14 protein-coding genes are annotated in these 19,118 nt (G+C 60.6%); 5 read left to right on the forward strand and 9 right to left on the reverse strand.

The annotated features are described in order from the left end of the window. Positions 1-21: 21 nt before the first annotated feature. Together CAF73_RS11025 and CAF73_RS11030 are read right to left on the reverse strand one after the other, a co-directional pair. Positions 22-591 (reverse strand): lipocalin family protein, encoded by a 570-nt coding sequence (locus CAF73_RS11025; RefSeq protein ID WP_085702695.1) that lies wholly within the window; start codon positions 589-591, stop codon positions 22-24. A gap of 31 nt (positions 592-622) precedes the next feature. Continuing rightward, the gene (locus tag CAF73_RS11030) at positions 623-877 is read right to left on the reverse strand and encodes a hypothetical protein (protein ID WP_007952486.1); all 255 of its coding nucleotides are present in this window, start codon (positions 875-877) and stop codon (positions 623-625) included. Positions 878-1,159: 282 nt separating this feature from the next. On the opposite strand from CAF73_RS11030, the gene CAF73_RS11035 reads away from it, so the two are divergent. The 3 genes from CAF73_RS11035 to CAF73_RS11045 all read left to right on the forward strand — a co-directional run bounded on the left by CAF73_RS11035 (position 1,160) and on the right by CAF73_RS11045 (position 3,778). Next, positions 1,160-3,052, forward strand: coding sequence for a methyl-accepting chemotaxis protein (locus tag CAF73_RS11035; RefSeq protein WP_218191826.1), 1,893 nt, complete (start codon positions 1,160-1,162; stop codon positions 3,050-3,052). A 124-nt stretch (positions 3,053-3,176) separates the two neighbouring features. Continuing rightward, complete coding sequence (locus tag CAF73_RS11040) at positions 3,177-3,449, forward strand: type II toxin-antitoxin system Phd/YefM family antitoxin (protein WP_085702697.1); 273 nt, start codon at positions 3,177-3,179, stop codon at positions 3,447-3,449. Continuing rightward, positions 3,446-3,778: a type II toxin-antitoxin system RelE/ParE family toxin gene (locus CAF73_RS11045; RefSeq protein WP_085698076.1), complete on the forward strand. Its 333-nt coding sequence runs from the start codon at positions 3,446-3,448 to the stop codon at positions 3,776-3,778. Before CAF73_RS11040 ends, CAF73_RS11045 begins: the two co-directional genes overlap by 4 nt. Positions 3,779-3,790: 12 nt before the next feature. Here the strand turns inward: CAF73_RS11045 and CAF73_RS11050 are convergent, their stop codons facing one another. The 5 genes from CAF73_RS11050 to CAF73_RS11070 form a co-directional block, all read right to left on the reverse strand. Further along, the gene (locus CAF73_RS11050; RefSeq protein WP_085702698.1) at positions 3,791-4,393 is read right to left on the reverse strand and encodes a DUF924 family protein; all 603 of its coding nucleotides are present in this window, start codon (positions 4,391-4,393) and stop codon (positions 3,791-3,793) included. 3 nt (positions 4,394-4,396) lie between these two features. Further along, positions 4,397-5,407: a class 1 fructose-bisphosphatase gene (locus tag CAF73_RS11055; RefSeq protein ID WP_085698074.1), complete on the reverse strand. Its 1,011-nt coding sequence runs from the start codon at positions 5,405-5,407 to the stop codon at positions 4,397-4,399. A 195-nt stretch (positions 5,408-5,602) separates the two neighbouring features. After that, a complete protein-coding gene (locus CAF73_RS11060; protein ID WP_085698073.1) occupies positions 5,603-6,967 on the reverse strand; it encodes a DUF3999 domain-containing protein in 1,365 nt (454 codons plus the stop codon). Continuing rightward, positions 6,964-10,554 (reverse strand): DUF2339 domain-containing protein, encoded by a 3,591-nt coding sequence (locus CAF73_RS11065; protein WP_085702699.1) that lies wholly within the window; start codon positions 10,552-10,554, stop codon positions 6,964-6,966. The genes CAF73_RS11060 and CAF73_RS11065 overlap by 4 nt, the downstream gene beginning before the upstream one ends. 102 nt (positions 10,555-10,656) lie before the next feature. Beyond that, a complete protein-coding gene (locus CAF73_RS11070) occupies positions 10,657-13,107 on the reverse strand; it encodes a glycogen/starch/alpha-glucan phosphorylase (RefSeq protein ID WP_085698071.1) in 2,451 nt (816 codons plus the stop codon). A gap of 258 nt (positions 13,108-13,365) precedes the next feature. On the opposite strand from CAF73_RS11070, the gene CAF73_RS11075 reads away from it, so the two are divergent. Next, complete coding sequence (locus CAF73_RS11075) at positions 13,366-13,803, forward strand: YkgJ family cysteine cluster protein (protein WP_007952500.1); 438 nt, start codon at positions 13,366-13,368, stop codon at positions 13,801-13,803. Positions 13,804-13,951: 148 nt separating this feature from the next. Here CAF73_RS11075 and typA read toward each other — a convergent pair whose 3' ends face one another. Both typA and thiI read right to left on the reverse strand, forming a co-directional pair. Continuing rightward, entirely contained in the window at positions 13,952-15,772 is a 1,821-nt protein-coding gene (typA, locus tag CAF73_RS11080; protein WP_085702700.1) for a translational GTPase TypA, read from the reverse strand. A 139-nt stretch (positions 15,773-15,911) separates the two neighbouring features. Further along, positions 15,912-17,366, reverse strand: a complete 1,455-nt coding sequence (gene thiI / locus CAF73_RS11085) for a tRNA uracil 4-sulfurtransferase ThiI (RefSeq protein ID WP_085684040.1) — start codon at positions 17,364-17,366, stop codon at positions 15,912-15,914. A gap of 328 nt (positions 17,367-17,694) precedes the next feature. Between thiI and glnA the strand changes: the two genes are divergently transcribed. Next, entirely contained in the window at positions 17,695-19,101 is a 1,407-nt protein-coding gene (gene glnA / locus CAF73_RS11095; protein WP_085698068.1) for a glutamate--ammonia ligase, read from the forward strand. Positions 19,102-19,118: the final 17 nt, after the last annotated feature.

The raw sequence follows: 19,118 nt of genomic DNA on the forward strand, positions 1-19,118 counted from the left end.
GAGCGATCAGAACAGGAGAAGTCAGTTGGACGTCTTGGCCATCTGCTGATCCGACGTACGCCAGATCAGGCGCGTGGTGTCGTAACCCTGCTGGCGCGCCTTGCTCAACAGTTCCTCACGCACCACACCGTTGACGGTCGGCGTGCGCGACAACAGCCACAGATAGCGGCGACTCGGGTCGCCGACGAGAGCGGTCTTGTAGTCATCGCTGACGTACAGCACCCAGTACTGACCCTTCGCCACACCCGGAATCAGACGCGAGAACCAGGTATCGAACTCGACCCACAACTTGTCGGTCTTGCCCGGCACCTGTGGATAAGCCGTGCCTTTGACTTCTTCCCACGTCCAGTCCGCCGTCAGGCAGCGGTTGTACACCGCGACATTGCCGTCGGGCTTGAGGGAATATCGGGCTTCGGATTGTGCGCAATTGCGCTGGAAATACATCGGCAGACGCGCCAGTTCGTACCAGGTGCCCTGGTAACGCTTGAGATTGACACTGTTGACCGTCTTCGGCGCCAGCGGATCTTCACCGGACGTGGCGCAGCCGGCCAATACCAGGCCGGCCAAAAGGACAAGCAATAACCGCTTCATTGTTTTTCTCCCGTGGGCGCGAAGCCCCGGTTTACTTCAGGCCTTGGCCGGAAAACATCAGCACTTTGTCACCGGCGTACTGCACGCTGATAAAGCTGTTCTTGTCGCCCCAGGTGCAACTGGACATGCCGAGCGCGCCCGAGCAATCGGTGGGCTTGCCGAGCAGCGTCTCGACTTCAGCCTTGGCCATGCCGGCCGAGAGCTTCGAATAGTTTTCCTGATTGACCTTGCTGCATGCAGCCAACAGCACGCAAAACGACAGCAGGGCGATAGATCGCAGCGACATGGTGTAACTCCTGGAGCGGAAGGGGGATGGCATGGCGCCAACCAGAAGCTTAGAAGAGAAAACCCCTGTCTGGTTCCCTGGCAGGCCGGCTATTTGTTAACCCGCTCGTCCGGCTTTCGCCGATAAATCAGACAGTTTGTAAAGCTGTTGAGCATTTCGTCGCCTTTCGCAAAAGGCGCCTAATCTTTGGCGCGCGGCGGTCGAAATAAGAGCAGCGCAAAGCCCCAGAGTGTGGCAAATTGCCGCCCTTTCTTGACCAGCCCCTTCGCGGTAGCTCCCTTAATGACCAGAAACATGAAATTCAGCCACAAGATCTTGTTGGCTGCCGCCCTCGTGGTGGCCGTTGCATTCGCCTGTTTCATTTTGTTCAACGACTATCGCCAGCGCGAAGCCCTGCAAAGCAGCACCGAAGCGTCGATGCAGGAACTGGGCAGTCTGACCACCAGCAACATCCAGACCTGGCTGGAAAGCCGCATCCAGTTGCTGCAATCGATGGCGCAACAGGTCGTCGCCGACGGCAACGCCCCGGCCAGCCTGAAACGCATCATCGACCTGCCCGCCTACACCGGCAATTTCCAACTCAGCTACTTCGGCGGCGCCGACGGCGTGATGCTCTCGGTCCCGGCCGGCAACCGTGCGCCGGATTACGATCCGCGCGCCCGTGGCTGGTACAAGGCAGCCAATGCTGCACAACAGACCATCGTCACCGAGCCGTACATCGCCGCCTCGTCGGGCAAACTGGTGATCACCGTGGCCACGCCGGTGCAGCGCCAGGGCCAGATGATCGGTGTGGCCGGCGCCGACATTGATCTGTCGAGTGTCAGCGCGATCATCAACTCACTGAACTTCGGCGGCCACGGTCACGCGTTCATCGTCAGTGCCGACGGCAAGATCCTGATCCACCCGGACAGCAAACTGGTGCTCAAGACTCTGGCCGAGGCCTATCCCAACGGTGCGCCGAAAGTCAGCCCGGGCCTGAAGGAAGTCGAGTTCGACGGCAAGACCCAACTGATCTCCTTCACCCACGTCAACGGCGTACCGTCGGCCGACTGGTACGTGGCGCTGGTGCTGGACAAGGACACCGCGTTCTCGATGCTCAGCGAATTCCGTACCTCGGCGCTGATCGCCATGGTCATCGCCGTGGTGATCATCATCGCCCTGCTCGGCATGCTGATCCGTGTGCTGATGCAGCCGCTGCTGACCATGGGCCGCGCCATGCATGACATCGCCGAAGGCGAAGGCGACCTGACCAAACGCCTGATCATCCACGGCCACGATGAATTCGGTGCGCTGGGCTTGTCGTTCAACCGTTTCGTCGAGCGCATTCACACCTCGATCCGCGAAGTGTCGTCGGCCACCGGGCAAGTCAACGAAGTCGCACTGCGCGTAGTCGCCGCGTCCAACTCGTCGATGTTCAACTCCGACCAGCAGGCCTCGCGCACCAACAGCGTGGCCGCCGCGATCAACCAGCTCGGCGCCGCCGCCCAGGAAATCGCCCAGAACGCCGCCCTCGCCTCGCAACACTCCAGCGACGCCCGCAGCCTGGCCGAAGACGGCCAGCAGGTGGTGGATAAAACCATCCACGCGATGCAGCAACTGTCGGCGAAGATCAGCGACTCCTGCGGCAACATCGAAACCCTGAACAGCAACACTGTGAACATCGGGCAGATTCTGGAAGTGATCACCAGCATCTCCCAGCAGACCAACCTGCTGGCGCTCAACGCGGCCATTGAAGCAGCCCGTGCCGGTGAAGCCGGTCGTGGTTTCGCCGTGGTGGCCGATGAAGTCCGCAACCTGGCGCATCGCACCCAGGATTCGGCGCAGCAAGTGCAGAAGATGATCGAAGAGCTGCAAGTCGGTGCGCGTCAGGCGGTCGGCATCATGACCGAGAGCCAGCGTGAGAGCGAAAGCAGCGTCGGCATCGCCAACCAGGCCGGCGAACGCCTGGGCAGCGTGACCCAGCGCATCGGCGAAATCGACGGCATGAACCAGTCGGTGGCGACGGCGACGGAAGAGCAGACAGCGGTGGTCGAGTCGATCAACGTTGATATCAACGAGATCAACACGCTGAACCAGGAAGGGGTCGAGAATTTGCAGGCGACGTTGCGCGCTTGTGCGGATCTGGAGCAGCAGGCTGCGCGGTTGAAGCAGTTGGTGGGTAGTTTCCGGATCTAAGGCGTCCGAAGCCGTCTTCGCGCGTAAAACCGCGAAGACGGAACAACACGCTTGTCACCTCGGCCTGACTCAGGACTGAATTAAGACTAAACTCGGTCCTAGTCCACTGAGCGAGGCGCAGCCCGTGAAGCTTTCATCCCAGATCAAACCCATCAGTTACCTGAAAAGCCATACCGCCGAAATCGTCAAAACGATTAGCGAAAGCCGTGAGCCGCTGGTGATAACCCAGAACGGTGAAGCGAAGCTTGTAGTCATGGACATCAAGAGTTTTGAAGAGCAGGAAGAAACAATGGCTCTGCTCAAACTGCTTGCCATGGGAAATCGAGAAATTGAGGAAGGCAAGTACAGGGACGTTGAAGACGTTTTCGCAGAGCTGGACAGGATCGACCCCCAATGAGTTTGAAGGTCGTTATTCTTCAGTCCGCCGAAACAGATCTCAAAGATCTTCGCACCTACCTCATCAAACAGTTCTCACCTCAAACCTGGCATAGCACTTATGCCAGCTTGAAGGTCGCTATTCGCAGTCTCGCATCCTTACCCTATTCAGGATCCATTCCCGAAGAAATAGAAAGACTGAACCTTGGTCAATATCGGCAAGTCATCTCTGGTTTGAATCGCATTATTTATGAAGTCCGAGAGCAGACTATTTATATCCATATCATCGCCGATACGAGAAAAAACCTGCCTGCACTCTTGATGAAGCGTTTGCTTCAAGGCAATCCCTGAGTCTGATGCAGCTCAGAAACTCGACCCCGGCTGCGAAAGAAACTCCAGCTCCTCCACCGTAGACTCCCGCCCCAACACCGCATTGCGATGCGGAAACCGGCCAAACCGGGCAATCACCTTCTGATGCCGCTCGGCATAATCCAGGTTGTCGGCAAACACCCCGCGCTCCGCCTCCGGCTGTTCTGCCACCAGTTCGATGAATCGCGAGACGGCTTCATTCTGCACCGCGAGGTTTTCGCAGTGTTCGAAGACAAGGTAGATGAAGAGTCGCTGGATCGGTTTCAACTGCCGATCGAAGTCTGCAGCAACCCCCTGAGCAACCAGCTTCTGGGCCCGTAGATCACCGGAAAAAGCCTTGGGTGTATCGCGAAAGATCATGCGCGGGAGTTGGTCGAGCAACAGCACCACCGCCAGCCAACCTTCGGGACGTTGCGTCCACTCGGTCAATCCGCCGGCGAGGGCCTGATCGACAAAGACCCCGAAACGCTCACGCGCTTCGAGGTCCTGGCTGTCTTTCTTGCCAAACCACAACTTGCCCTGTTGCGCCGAAACTTCAGTGGCTGATTCGGCATGACCGAACCACCAATCGAGCAACGGCTGCCAGGGCGCGGTCATGGTTTATTCCTTGTGGTAAGCCGTGGCGCGGGCGACTTCTTCTTTCGAGCCGAGGAACACCGCTACGCGCTGGTGCAGGCCTTCAGGCTTGATGTCGAGAATGCGCTGGTGGCCGTCGGTGGAAGCGCCGCCTGCCTGTTCCACCAGGAAAGACATCGGGTTGGCTTCGTACATCAGGCGCAGCTTGCCCGGCTTGGACGGCTCGCGGCTGTCGCGCGGGTACATGAACAGACCGCCACGGGTCAGGATGCGGTGCACGTCGGCCACCATCGCCGCGACCCAACGCATGTTGTAGTTCTTTTTCAGCGGGCCTTCTTCACCGGCCAGCAGTTCGGAAACGTAGCGCTGTACCGGAGCTTCCCAGTGACGCTGGTTGGACATGTTGATGGCGAATTCCTGGGTGCTTTCAGGAATGGTGATGTCTTCGTGGGTCAGGACGAAGCTGCCCATTTCGCGGTCCAGGGTGAAGCCCTTCACGCCGTTGCCCAGGGTCAGGATCAACATGGTTTGCGGACCGTAGATCGCGTAACCGGCCGCGACCTGCTGGGTACCTGGCTGCAGGAAGGCCTTTTCGTTCAGGGCTTCGTTCTGGCTCAGGTATTCGTTCGGGCAACGCAGTACCGAGAAGATGGTGCCGACCGGGGCGTTGATGTCGATGTTCGACGAACCGTCCAGCGGGTCGAATACCAGCAGGTAGGCGCCTTTCGGGTATTTGCCCGGGATCTGGTAGGCGTTGTCCATTTCTTCGGATGCCATGCCGGCCAGGTGACCGCCCCACTCGTTGGCTTCGAGCAGGATTTCGTTCGACAGCACGTCGAGCTTCTTCTGCACTTCGCCTTGCACGTTTTCCGTGCCCATGCTGCCCAGAACGCCGCCCAGGGCGCCTTTGGACACGGCGTGGCTGATTTCCTTACAGGCGCGCGCCACCACTTCGATCAGGAAACGCAGATCGGCAGGAGTGTTGTTGCTGCGGGTCTGCTCAATCAAATAGCGACTCAGGGTAACGCGGGACATGGACGGCTCCGGTGGAATGGGGGGCTAAAAACCCGCGCAGTTTACAGGGAGTCTGAAACCGTAGCGAGCAATGACGCCCGGTAACGTGCGTCGAGTGCAATTCCTGCTATCAGACGTGATCGGACCTGGAGAGTTCAGGCACCGGATTCAGCGTAGTTGGAAACCCGACGGGTGTAGCGACCACACCCGTCATATTCAGGATTTGGCCGGTGGCTTGCGCAGCAGACTGAAGGCCATCGCCGCCAGAAACAGCACGCTGAGCAACAACACCGCCCACAGGCCGAATTTCTTCCAGTTGGTGTCGCTGGTCGCTGCCGCAGTGGCCGTCGAAGTCTGGGTCGCCAGCGCTTCGCCCTGCACCGCGGCCTTGCCCAGCGTGGCCAGTTTCTCCGGTTTGAAATCGGGAATCAGCGTGGTCAGCGGCAGGTTCGCCGTCTTCACGGTCGGATTGCCCAGCGCCAGGCTGTACGGCCCTTCACCACGGGCAAGGAAGATTACCTGCGTGGCGCGCACCGCATATTTCAAGCTCGGTGCCTGTTCGCCGAGGCCGCCGCCGCGTTCGTCGACCGTGAGCTTCAACTGCTGCACGGTCTGGCCGTAAAGCTGCAATTCGTTCTGCAGCACGTCCTGGCCATTCTGGGTCAGGCGATAGAGCAGACCGCTGCTCAGCGGTTGCCACGGCAGACTGCTTTCGCGACGTCCCGACAACGTCACCGGCGCCAGACTGTTGGCCTGCTTCAGTTCGACCTGCACCCGCTCGATGTTCAGCCCCATCGGCAACTGCCAGGTGTATTCCCCGACCTTGCCGCTGCTGCCCGCCAGCGCCGGCGACCAGACCAATGGCAGCGGCAGGTGACGCGGGTCGCTGCTTTTCAGTTGTGCCGACGTCAGCTCCGGCGCCGAGGCCGGGGAATCCCACAGCAGACGCAGATACCGCGCCGATTGCCCCGGCAGCGCCACTTCATGTTGCTCGACCCGTTCGTCGGCAAAGGTCAGGCGCGCGACCTGGCCTTCGCCCCAGGCTTGCCAGTGCTGCAAGTCGTCGCTGGCCTCGATGCTGAAACGCTGGAAGCCGTCGCGCTCGCTGGTCCAGTCGAGGATCAGTTGCTGCAACGGCGCCTTGATCGCACTGGCGTCGAGCAGCCAGCCACGCAGCACTTCTTCACCGGCTTCGAGCTGGCTGGACGGCTGCACTTCCACTAGCGTGCCGGTGGTGGTGGATTGCACGCGAACGCTCGGCGCGCGCTCGGTCGCATCCGCCGAGTTGTACAGCGGGAACCACTTCACGTCATGTAACTGGCCGTCGTCGCGGGTCTGTGCTGATTCCCGGGCCAGGGCATAGGCCTGCGGCTCTCCGGCGGCATTGAACACCCGCAGATCGCTGAGATCGGTCTGACGTGCCTGCAACTGCACGCTCAGCGGCAGTTCGAGGCGATACCACGGGCCTGCGCCACTTACCGACAACGGCACCTGCGCGGCGAAGTCCGCCGGTTTTTCCTGGGCGCCGGCCGTCATGGCCACCCCCAGCAACAGCCAACCGAGATTAAGCTTGCGACTCAAGACGACACTCCTTCGGTTTCCGGGGCCGGTTTGTCCGCCGCCGGTGCAGCTTCGGCGCGTTTGGGCGGCAGCGGCGCAAAGTAGCCCACCACCAGCAGCAACACGCCGACGCCGATGAACGAGACGATCCGGGCCAGTCCGCCACGGTTGCTCAATTCGACAAAAATCAGTTTGGCCACCACCAGCGCAATCAGCGCCGCGCCGATCAGCCACACTTCGCGGCGATGGCGCAGGTGCCCGCCGATCATCAGCCCCAGCGCCATCAGCGTCCAGACGATCGACAACCCGGCCTGCACCAGCATCGATTCGAGCAGCAGATCCAGCTCGAACGGAATCCCCGCCCAATGGTGCGCGGCGCGGGTGACCAGCGCGGTGCAGAAGGCGAACAGCGAAACACCGGCAATCAGTTGCGTGGCGTAAGCCGCGTAATCCAGGCGGATCGACAGCTCGGCAACAGCGCTGCGCGACCAGACGTAAACACCGAACAAAGCAAACAGCAGACCCAATTCCAGCGGGTTGAGCAGCGGCACATAAGGCAGCGGTTCGGCGTTGCCATCACTGATGCCATTGGCCAGCCAGAACCAGACCAGCATCAGCACCGCCAGCGGTGCCGCCGCGTACAAACGGTACTCCCGAGGGAACGCCGCCACCGGCCATGGCCAGTTGCGCGGCGCGGCCATCAGCAACAGATACACGCTTGGCAGAATCGCCCAGCCCAGCCAGCGCCAGGCGTTGTATTGCTCGGACAACAGCAGCAGGCCGTAACGCAATTCCAGCGCCAGCACGCCGATCAGCAGCCAGCAACCGAGTACATGCGCCGTACTCAAGACCCGCGCCGGCAGCATGGGCGCCAGACGCCGCAGGCTGATGAAATGCACGACGAACACCACCGCCCACGCCAGCCAGCCGAAATTCGCCGCCGGGTGATAACGCGAATGCCACGCGGCGAGCAACGACAGCCCGGCCGCTGGCATCAGCAGGGTGCAGAGCAGACCGAGCGACGGCCATTTCAGGCGCGAGGCCAACAGCGTCCACAACACGACGCTCAGCGCAGCGACCAGCAGCAACAGCGTCGCCTGCACATTCAGCGGCGCAAACCGCAGCACTTCACTGACCCACGCCAGCGCCCACCAACCGGCGCCCCACACCAGCAACACTTCGGACAACCGCTGCAAACTCAGCACATCGAACGCCGACGCGTGATTGCCCAGTTGCAGGCGCCACGCCCCGATCATCGCCGCCAGCCCCAGCACCAGCGGCGTCCAGAAACCGCCATGGGCCAGCGGTCGCAGGCCTTCGCTGGACAACGGCCCGAGCAACTCGGGGCCGGCCAGCAAGAACGCCGCGCCGCCGATCAACTGCAACAACAGACCGAAGACAAAACTCACGCGCTGCCTGAGGTACAGACTGAGCCAGATGATCAGCAAGCCACTGGCCGCCCACACCGCACTCGCGGTTTGCCACGGCAGCACGAACAACACCGCCAGATTGACCAGCACCAGCCCCGCCAGCAGCACCACCGACAAACCGCGCAACAGCCGCACATCGCTGCGCACCATTTCGTCACGCGCCGCCAGCAGCATGCCGGCGATCAACGCCAGACCAATCAGAGAGGCGCTGAGCAAACCGCTCCAGCCAGCGCTGAACACGGCCGCCGAATCCTCGCCTGCTCCTTGCAGGCGCAGCAGGAACAACACCCCGCCGAGCAGTTGCACGGCAAACGCGGTGAACAGGAATGTGCGCGATTGCAGGCGCAAGCCGACGAACAAGGTCACCAGTCCGGCCAGGGCCCAACTGATCGCCGTGCCCTGCGTGAAGAAGAACAGCGGTGCCAGCAGATAAAGGAACGTCAGCCCCAGACTCGCCAGCACCGGCTGCCCCTGACGCTCCCACGCCGAAGTCTGCTCCGGCGACGCCTTGCGCAATTGATAGAAACTGAACAGCAACGCCGCGCCGAGCATCAATGCGCCCAACGGCGCACCGTCGAGCAGACTGCTTTGGCCAATGCGTAACTGGCTGAGAAACGCCAGCGCCGAACCCAGTTGCAGCAGCAATGCGAAGACCCGGGCCAACGGTCGTTGCTGACGCAAGCCCAGCCAGAAAATTCCCGCGCCCTCCACCGCCCACGCGGCGGAAGTCCAGCGCGCATCCAGCCCCAGCGGAATCGCCAGACTGGCGAAGATCACCCCGAGCGCCAGGCAAGTCTCACCCAGCAACAACGCCCGGCCGCCCATCAGCACTTTGGCGAGGGCCATGTAGATCATGCCCAGCGCTAGCGCGCTGAACGCTGCGGCGAACTCCAGATGCTGGATCAATGCGAATTGCAGACCGAAACCCACCAGCGGCGGACCGAACAGCATGGTGCCGTCAACGTAATCACCCTTGCGCGCCGACCACTGCAGCAGCGCCTCACGATCGCTTTCTGCCGGGGCGTCCGGCATGTCCAGCAACTTGCGCCGGGCGAACAGCAGGCCGATGGCCAGGTACATCAGGAAGAACAGAATCAGGAACGGCTCGGTGCTCCACAGCAGTTCCGGCGTGTACAAACGCAGGCCCCAGGCGAAACCGATGCCGAAGGTGCCAATGAAGCCGATCAGGTTGAGCAGGCGCCAGGCCTTGAACCAGGCGATGGCCAGGATGCCGGCGTTGAGCAATGCGAAATAACTGAACAGCGCGACATGGTTGCCGGCGCCGGTCGACGTCAGGATCGGCGCGGCGAAACCGCCCAGTGCGGCGACGCAGGCCAGTGCCAGAGAATCCTGGGTGATCGCCAGAATGGCCGAGAACACCGTCACCGCTACCAGCAAGCCCAGCGCAGCAGACGGATCAAGCAGCGGGTGCAGACGCATCGCCGCAAACACCGTCAGGTACAACACCGCAATCCCGGTACCTTGCAGCATCAAGGCGTAGCTGTTGTTGCGATGGCGCAACCACCAGCCCAGCGCCAGCAATCCCAGCGCCGCCGCTGCGACCCCGGCGTAACGCATTTCGATCGGCACCACCATGCCTTCGGTGGCGTAGCGCAGCAGGAAGGCCAGACCGAAGAACAACAGCACCACACCGACCCGCAGCACGGTATTGCCACCGAACAGCCAGTTGCGCGCAGCACTGATGCCGCGCTCGATAAGGTTCGGGCCACGAGGTTCGGCAGGCGGTGATGGTTCGCGGGTAACGGGCTCCGGGCGCCAGGCATCGACCGGCAGCGGCTGATCAGCTTCGCTGGCGGCGACGGCGACAGGTTCGAGTTCGGGTGGCAGCTCCCAGATCAGCTCGGGTTCTGCGCCAGAGGGTTGTTCAAATACCGTGACAGGCTCAACGAGCGTTTCGCTGGCCGGTGCGACACTCGCCGGTGCCGGCGAATGTGCCGGAGCGCCCTCCAGCAGAAACAGACGCTGTTCGACGCCCTGCAACGCGATCTTCGCGTGATCCAGCTGACGCTGTTGCTCGGCAGCCTGTGAACCGAGCCGCGCGATGCGCATCGCCTGTCCGATGGCGAGCCCCAGTAACGCGCCCAACAGTGCATCGCTGAACGACTCGTCGAGCAGCCAGCCGAGCAAAAGCCCGATCAACATGAACATCCATTGCATGGTCGATATCCCTGAGCAGCCCCGTGGCGGGGCGAAACCAAGGCTCAGTATATCGGCCCGGCCCAACAATCGTGGGGCCGGGCGCACATTTGTCGCTAAAAGTTACTCCAGTGCCTTCCAGATATCCGTGGCGTACTCGCGGATCGTCCGGTCGGACGAGAACCAGCCCATGCGCGAGGTGTTCAGCACCGCCGAACGCCACCAGTTATTGGCGTCGTGCCAGAGCGCATCGACGCGCATCTGCGCTTCCCAGTACGAATCGAAATCGGCGCAGACGAAGAACCGGTCGTAATCCACCAGCGAATCGATCAGTCCGGTGTAGCGCGACGTGTCGTCCGGCGAGAACACCCCGCTGCGGATCGCCTGCAGCACGTCGTTGAGGCGATGGGACGCAGCGATATCCGGCAAGGCGCTGAACTCGTGGTTCTGCTTGCGCGCTTCGACCTGCTGGGCACTGAGGCCGAAGATGAACATGTGCTCGGCGCCGATGTTTTCGCACATTTCCACGTTGGCACCGTCGAGCGTGCCGATGGTCAACGCACCGTTGAGGCCGAACTTCATGTTGCTGGTGCCCGAGGCCTCGAAACCGGCAGTGGATATCTGCTCCGACAGGTCCGCCGCAGGAATGATGCTTTCCGCCAGACTGACGTTGTAGTTGGGCAGGAACACCACTTTCAGCAGCCCGCGCACGGTCGGGTCGTTGTTCACCACCCGGGCGATGTCGTTGGTCAGTTTGATGATCAGCTTGGCCTGGTGATAACTCGCCGCCGCTTTGCCGGCGAAGATTTTCACGCGCGGCACCCAGTCGATTTCCGGCTCGGCGCGAATCGCCTGATACAACGCGACCGTATGCATGAGGTTGAGCAACTGACGTTTGTATTCGTGAATCCGTTTGACCTGCACGTCGAACATCGCTGCCGGATTGACCGCGATCCCCAGCCTTTCATGAATCAGGTACGCCAAGGCTTTTTTGCTGTGCAACCGTTGCTCGGCGAAGGCTTTGCGAAAGGCGGGTTGTTCGGCGAACGGCTCAAGATCGAGCAATCGCTGTTCCGGGTTATCCAGGACGTCCGGGCCGAGGGAATCGACCAGCATCGATGTCAGTTCAGGGTTGGCCTGGTACAGCCAGCGGCGGAAGGTAATGCCGTTGGTCTTGTTGTTGATCCGCTCCGGATACAGCTTGTGCAGTTCGGCGAACACGGTTTTGCGCATCAGTTGCGTGTGCAGCCCGGACACCCCGTTGACGCTGTGGGAGCCGAGGAACGCCAGGTTGCCCATGCGCACCCGGCGCCCGTTGTCTTCCTCGATCAGCGACACCGCGCGCAGCACGTCGAAATCGTGGATGCCCTTGGCCCGCAGCGAATCGATGTGCTGGGCGTTGATCAGGTAAATGATCTGCATGTGCCGCGGCAGCATGCGTTCCATCAGCCCCACCGGCCAGGTTTCCAGCGCTTCGGGCAGCAGCGTGTGGTTGGTGTACGACAGCGTATCGACAGTGACTTGCCATGCCGCATCCCAGGCCACGTCGTAGACATCGACCAGTTGGCGCATCAGTTCGGCGACAGCGATCGAAGGGTGCGTGTCGTTGAGCTGGATTGCCGCGTGATCGCCCAGCGTCAGCACCGAGGTGTGCATGTTGCGGTGACGGCGCAGCAGATCCTGAAGCGAGGCTGCGACGAAGAAGTATTCCTGACGCAGGCGCAGTTCCTGCCCGGCTTCGGTGCTGTCCGCCGGGTAAAGTACGCGGGAAATACTTTCGGCCCGGGCCACTTCGGCGACGGCGCCCAGGTGGTCACCGGCGTTGAAGCGCTCCAGGTGCAGGTCTTCCATGGCCCGGGCCCGCCACAGGCGCAAGGTATTGACGCTCGCCCCGCGCCAGCCGACCACGGGGGTGTCGTAGGCGATGGCCCGCACGGTTTCCGCCGGATGCCAGACCTGTTTCGATTTGCCTTCGCTGTCGGTCACGGTCTCGACGCTGCCGCCAAAGCCGATCGGATAGACCACCTCTGGCCGCTCGAACTCCCAGGGGTTGCCGAAATCCAGCCAGTGTTCGGTCTGTTCCTGCTGCCAGCCGTCGACGATGGCCTGGCGGAACAGCCCGTGTTCGTAACGAATGCCGTAGCCGTGGCCGGCGATGCCGAGGGTCGACATGCTTTCCATGAAGCACGCAGCCAGCCGTCCGAGACCTCCGTTGCCCAGCGCCGCATCCGGCTCCAGGATGCGAATGCGCTCCAGATCGACGCCCAGTTCGGTCAGCGCTTCACGGGCGACGTCCAGCAGACCTAGGTTGCTCAGGCTGTCGTACAGCAAGCGGCCGATAAGGAATTCCAGCGAGAGGTAATACACCCGCTTCTGACCTTTGCGGTAGATCTGCCGGGTGTGGTCCATCCAGTGCTCGACCATGTGATCGCGCGCCGCCAGGGCGATGGCTTCGAACCAGTCATGGTCGAAGGCGTGATCCGGGTCTTTGCCCACCGCGTAGGTGAGTTTGGTCAGGACGGCGTCGCGGAATGCGGCCACCTCTGCTTCGCGAACTAGTGGTTCTTGAGTCATCGATAGGACCTCGAGCGAGCGGGGAATTGTCAGAGCCTAGACGGTCTGACCGACGGTAGGGGCTCTGGTTCGGCAGTTTTTCGTGAGAGTGAGACTTCGTCCGGCAATACCTTGGGCAATGCCTTAATGAATGCAGGGGCCGTGCCGAATTGTTGGACGATACTTGCGCATGAAGAAAAAATCTGGCGAAAGGTTGTTCAAAAATCCACCAGTCCCGGTATGATCGCGCGCCCTGATGCACACGCCTGGTAAACACCGATGATGAAGCCCAACCTGATCGCCGCAGCCGAGATCGACCGTCTCGATACCTGGGCCAAATATTCGGCCCCGATGTGCGGCTCGTGCGTCTCCAGTTGCTGCACGCTGCCGGTCGAGGTCAAGATCAAGGATCTGGTGCGTATCGGTGTGGTCGACGAGTTCGAACTGGGCGACCCGCCGAAGAACATCGCCAAGCGTCTGCAAAAGGAAGGTCTGGTCGAGCGTTTCAACCAGAAGTCGGGGATCTTCACCCTCCAGCGCATGAGCAACAACGATTGCTACTACCTGGATCGCAAGAGCCGCCTGTGCACCATTTATGACAAGCGCCCGGACACCTGCCGCAACCACCCGAAAATCGGCCCGCGCCCGGGATATTGCGCTTACAAGCCAAAGGAAGTGGAGCGGGTGCAGAATTCGCGGTCGATCGAACGCTTCTGATCCTGCTTGATCGTTCCCACGCTCCGCGTGGGAATGCAGCCCGGGACGCTCCGCGTCCCAGACGCCGAACGCGATATTCAAATCCCGGACAAACAAAAACGCCCCCGGTCTCTCGACCGGGGGCGTTTTTTTCAAGCCTGGCTAAAGCTTATGCCTTGGCTTTCTTGGCAGCGCGGGTGCGCTCGCCTTCGTCCAGGATCTTCTTGCGAAGACGGATGGACTTCGGCGTCACTTCGCACAGCTCGTCATCCTGGATGAATTCCAGAGCCTGCTCCAGAGTGAAGCGGACAGGTGGAACCAGAGCGATGGTTTCGTCTTTACCCGAAGCACGCATGTTGTCGAGCTTCTTGCCCTTGGTAGGGTTGACGCCCAGGTCGTTGTCACGGCTGTTCAGACCCACGATCTGACCGTTGTAGATCTCCTGACCGTGTTCCACGAACAGCTTGCCACGAGCCTGCAGGGTTTCCAGGGAGTAGGTCAGTGCCTTGCCGGTTTCAACCGATACCAGAACACCGTTCTGACGGCCGGACATGTGACCGGACTTCATGGTGTCGTAACGATCGAAGATCGAGGTCAGGATGCCTGCGCCGTTGGTCAGGGTCAGGAACTGGTTACGGAAACCGATCAGACCGCGAGCCGGGATGTTGTACTCCAGGCGCACACGGCCCTTGCCATCCGGGGACATGTTGGTCAGGTCGCCCTTACGCAGACCCATTTCTTCCATGACCTTGCCCTGGGACTCTTCAGGGATGTCGATGGTCACGTTTTCGAACGGTTCCTGCTTCACGCCGCCCACTTCGCGGATGATCACTTCAGGACGGCCCACAGCCATCTCGAAGCCTTCGCGACGCATGGTTTCGATCAGTACCGACAGGTGCAGCTCACCACGACCCGATACCTTGAACTTGTCGGCGGAATCGCCTTCTTCAACTTTCAGGGCAACGTTGTACAGCAGCTCTTTGTCCAGACGTTCCTTGATGTTGCGGGAAGTCACGAACTTGCCTTCTTTACCGCAGAACGGCGAGTCGTTGACCTGGAAGGTCATGGAAACGGTCGGCTCGTCGACGGTCAGCGGCTTCATCGCTTCGACAGTGTTGATGTCGCACAGGGTGTCGGAGATGAACAGCTCGTCGAAACCGCTGATGCAGACGATGTCGCCGGCCTGGGCTTCTTCGACGTCAACGCGGTGCAGACCGTGGTGACCCATCAGCTTCAGGATACGACCGTTGCGGCGCTTGCCTTCGGTGTCGATGGCGACGACCGGGGTGTTCGGCTTGATGCGGCCACGGGCAATACGGCCAACGCCGATCACACCCAGGAAGCTGTTGTAGTCCAGTGCGGAGATCTGCATCTGGAACGGACCGTCACGGTCAACGGCCGGCGCTGGAACGTTGTCGATGATCGACTGGTACAGCGGGGTCATGTCTTCGGCCATGTCGGTGTGGTCCAGACCGGCGATGCCGTTCAGGGCCGAGGCGTAGACGACTTTGAAGTCCAGCTGTTCGTCGGTGGCACCCAGGTTGTCGAACAGGTCGAAGATCTGGTCCAGAACCCAGTCAGGACGCGCGCCCGGACGGTCGACCTTGTTGATCACGACGATCGGCTTCAGACCGGCTTCGAACGCCTTCTTGGTCACGAAACGGGTTTGCGGCATAGGGCCGTCTTGAGCGTCAACCAGCAGCAGCACGGAGTCGACCATCGACATGACGCGCTCTACTTCGCCGCCGAAGTCGGCGTGGCCCGGGGTGTCCACGATGTTGATGTGGTAGCCGTTCCAGTTGATGGCGGTGTTTTTCGCCAGAATGGTAATGCCGCGTTCTTTTTCCTGGTCGTTGGAGTCCATCACGCGCTCGTCGTTGAGCTCGTTGCGCTCCAGGGTGCCGGATTGACGCAGGAGTTTGTCTACCAGGGTGGTCTTACCGTGGTCAACGTGGGCAATGATGGCGATGTTACGTAGATTTTCGATCACTTGTGTATCTCGATCAGAGGATTCGGTTTGCTGACAAGTCCTGGCAGCGATTAGCAGTAGTGTCCGGCATGGCCGTTACAGCTTGACGGCGGTGTCGGGGGGCCGGTGACGCAGGCCACAGGCAAACAGCCCCGGGCACTTAGCTCGGTCGATAAACGCGCACATTGGCATGCCCCTCACTGAGCAAATGGTGGGCATGCAGGCGACTCATCACGCCTTTGTCGCAATACAGCAGGTACTGGCGAGTAGGGTCCAGTTCCTTGAAACGAGCGTTCACTGCGTAGAACGGCATCGTCTGTACCTCTATGCCGGCGAGTTCCAGCGGGTCATCCTCGGCGGCATCCGGGTGGCGGATGTCGATGACGATCTGACCGGCCAGCGCTTCGCTGACTTCTTCGATCTGCAAATCCTGGCCCAATTCGTCGATCACCCGATCGATCGGCACCAGTCTGGCGTTTGCGAGCGCACGCTCGAGCACCGCCATGTCGAATTCCTGCTCTTCGTGCTCGACCCGGCCACGCTTGGCGGCGGTCTTCGGGTTGACCGAGATGACGCCGCAGTATTCCGGCATGTGCCGGGCGAAATCACCGGTACCGATCTGGTCGGCCGTGTCGATGATGTCTTGCTTGTGGGCGACGATCAGCGGTCGCAGCACCAGTTTGTCGGTAACGCAATCGATGACCGACAGGTTCGGCAACGTCTGGCTCGACACCTGGGAAATCGCTTCGCCGGTGACCAGCGCATCAATATGCAGGCGCTCGGCAATGCTCGACGCTGCGCGCAACATCATACGCTTCAATACGACGCCCATATGACTGTCGTCGACCTTGCCGAGAATTTCGCCCAACACTTCTTCGAACGGAACACTGACAAATAGCACGCGTTGCGAGCTGCCGTACTTCTTCCAGATGAAATGCGCGACTTCCATTACGCCCAATTCGTGGGCACGACCGCCCAGATTGAAGAAGCAGAAGTGCGTCATCAGGCCGCGGCGCAGGATCTGGTACGCGGCAACCGTCGAGTCAAAGCCGCCGGACATCAATACCAGCGTCTGTTCCAGCGCACCGAGCGGGTAGCCGCCGATGCCATTGTGCTGGCTGTGGATCACAAACAACCGTTTGTCGCGAACTTCGATACGGACTTCGATTTCCGGCGCTTTCAGGTCGATCCCCGCGGCACCGCATTCACGGCGCAGCTTGCTGCCGACGTATTTTTCGACGTCCATCGAGCTGAACGCATGCTTGCCTGCACGCTTGCAGCGCACCGAAAAGATCTTCCCGGCCAGCGCGTCGCCGTAGTGCTGCTTGCACTTCTCGGTGATGTCGTCGAAGTCGCCCAGCGGGTACTCGTCGATCTGCAGAAAGTGCGCGATGCCCGGCATGCAGGTCAGGCGTTCGCCCATTTCCTTCAGGGCCTTGGGATCGGTGACGCGGGTTTCCAGCTCGAGATTGTCCCACACACCGTTCACCACCACCGCCGGGTCCAGGTCGCGGAGCACGGTGCGGATGTTCTTGGCCAGCTGGCGGATGAATTTCGTCCGGACAGGTCGGCTTTTGATGGTGATCTCGGGAAAGACTTTAACGATTAGTTTCATGAAAACAGCGCGCGCAGGGCCAGCCGAAAAAGGGGGGCGCGGATTATAGCGGAAATTGCTCAAGGTTTAACCAGTTAATGTGCAGAAGGTTTTACACGCACCAAAACGGGTCATTTTTAGATTTGAACGCTACATTAAAGGGCGAGATTTTCGCCATTAAGGCGCTTTCGACCTTCAGAAGCGTGAATTTGGGGCAAAAAACCCATGCTGGGGCACTGGCATGCAATTTGCTCCCTTGTGAGGCAGGTTGCCTTGGCAGAGTATTCGCGCCGGCATCACCAACATTTAAGGGCATCCACTACCCGCCCTAAGCCACCCGGAGGACACTATGTCGAAGTCGGTTCAACTCATCAAAGATCATGACGTCAAGTGGATTGATCTGCGCTTCACGGACACCAAAGGCACTCAGCACCACGTGACCATGCCGGCTCGCGATGCGCTGGAAGACGACTTCTTCGAAGCGGGCAAGATGTTCGACGGTTCCTCCATCGCTGGCTGGAAAGGCATCGAAGCCTCCGACATGATCCTGATGCCGGACGACGAAACCGCCGTTCTGGACCCGTTCACCGAAGAACCGACCCTGATCCTGGTCTGCGACATCATCGAGCCTTCGACCATGCAGGGCTACGACCGCGACCCACGTGCCATTGCCCGTCGCGCCGAGGAATACCTGAAGACCACCGGTATCGGTGACACCGTATTCGCCGGTCCCGAGCCTGAGTTCTTCATCTTCGACGAAGTGAAGTTCAAGTCCGACATCTCCGGCTCGATGTTCAAGATCTACTCCGAGCAAGGCTCGTGGATGTCCGACCAGGACGTGGAAGGCGGCAACAAGGGCCACCGTCCAGGCGTGAAAGGCGGCTACTTCCCGGTTCCGCCGTTCGACCACGACCACGAAATCCGTACCGCCATGTGCAACGCACTGGAAGAGATGGGTCAGACCGTTGAAGTTCACCACCACGAAGTGGCAACCGCCGGTCAAAACGAAATCGGTGTCAAGTTCAACACCCTGGTGAAGAAAGCTGACGAAGTTCAGACTCTGAAATACGTTGTACACAACGTGGCCGATGCCTACGGCCGCACTGCGACCTTCATGCCGAAGCCACTGTACGGTGACAACGGTTCGGGTATGCACGTGCACATGTCCATCGCCAAAGACGGCAAGAACACCTTCGCTGGCGAAGGCTATGCCGGCCTGTCCGAAACCGCCCTGTACTTCATCGGCGGCATCATCAAGCACGGTAAGGCCCTGAACGGCTTCACCAACCCGGCCACCAACTCCTACAAGCGTCTGGTGCCAGGCTTCGAAGCTCCGGTGATGCTGGCCTACTCGGCTCGCAACCGTTCCGCCTCGATCCGTATTCCTTACGTCAACAGCCCGCGTGGCCGTCGTATCGAAGCACGTTTCCCGGATCCGGCTGCCAACCCGTACCTGGCTTTCGCAGCACTGCTGATGGCCGGTCTGGACGGTATCCAGAACAAGATCCACCCAGGCGATGCTGCCGACAAGAACCTGTACGACCTGCCGCCTGAAGAGGCGAAAGAGATCCCGCAAGTTTGCGGCAGCCTGAAAGAAGCTCTGGAAGAGCTGGACAAGGGCCGTGCGTTCCTGACCAAGGGTGGCGTGTTCTCCGACGACTTCATCGATGCCTACATCGCGCTGAAATCCGAAGAAGAAATCAAGGTCCGCACCTTCGTACACCCACTGGAATATGAGCTGTACTACAGCTGCTGATCCGGTAGCGCCGCGCT

This window comes from Pseudomonas sp. B15(2017), from assembly GCF_002113215.1.
Taxonomy (GTDB): Bacteria; Pseudomonadota; Gammaproteobacteria; order Pseudomonadales; family Pseudomonadaceae; genus Aquipseudomonas.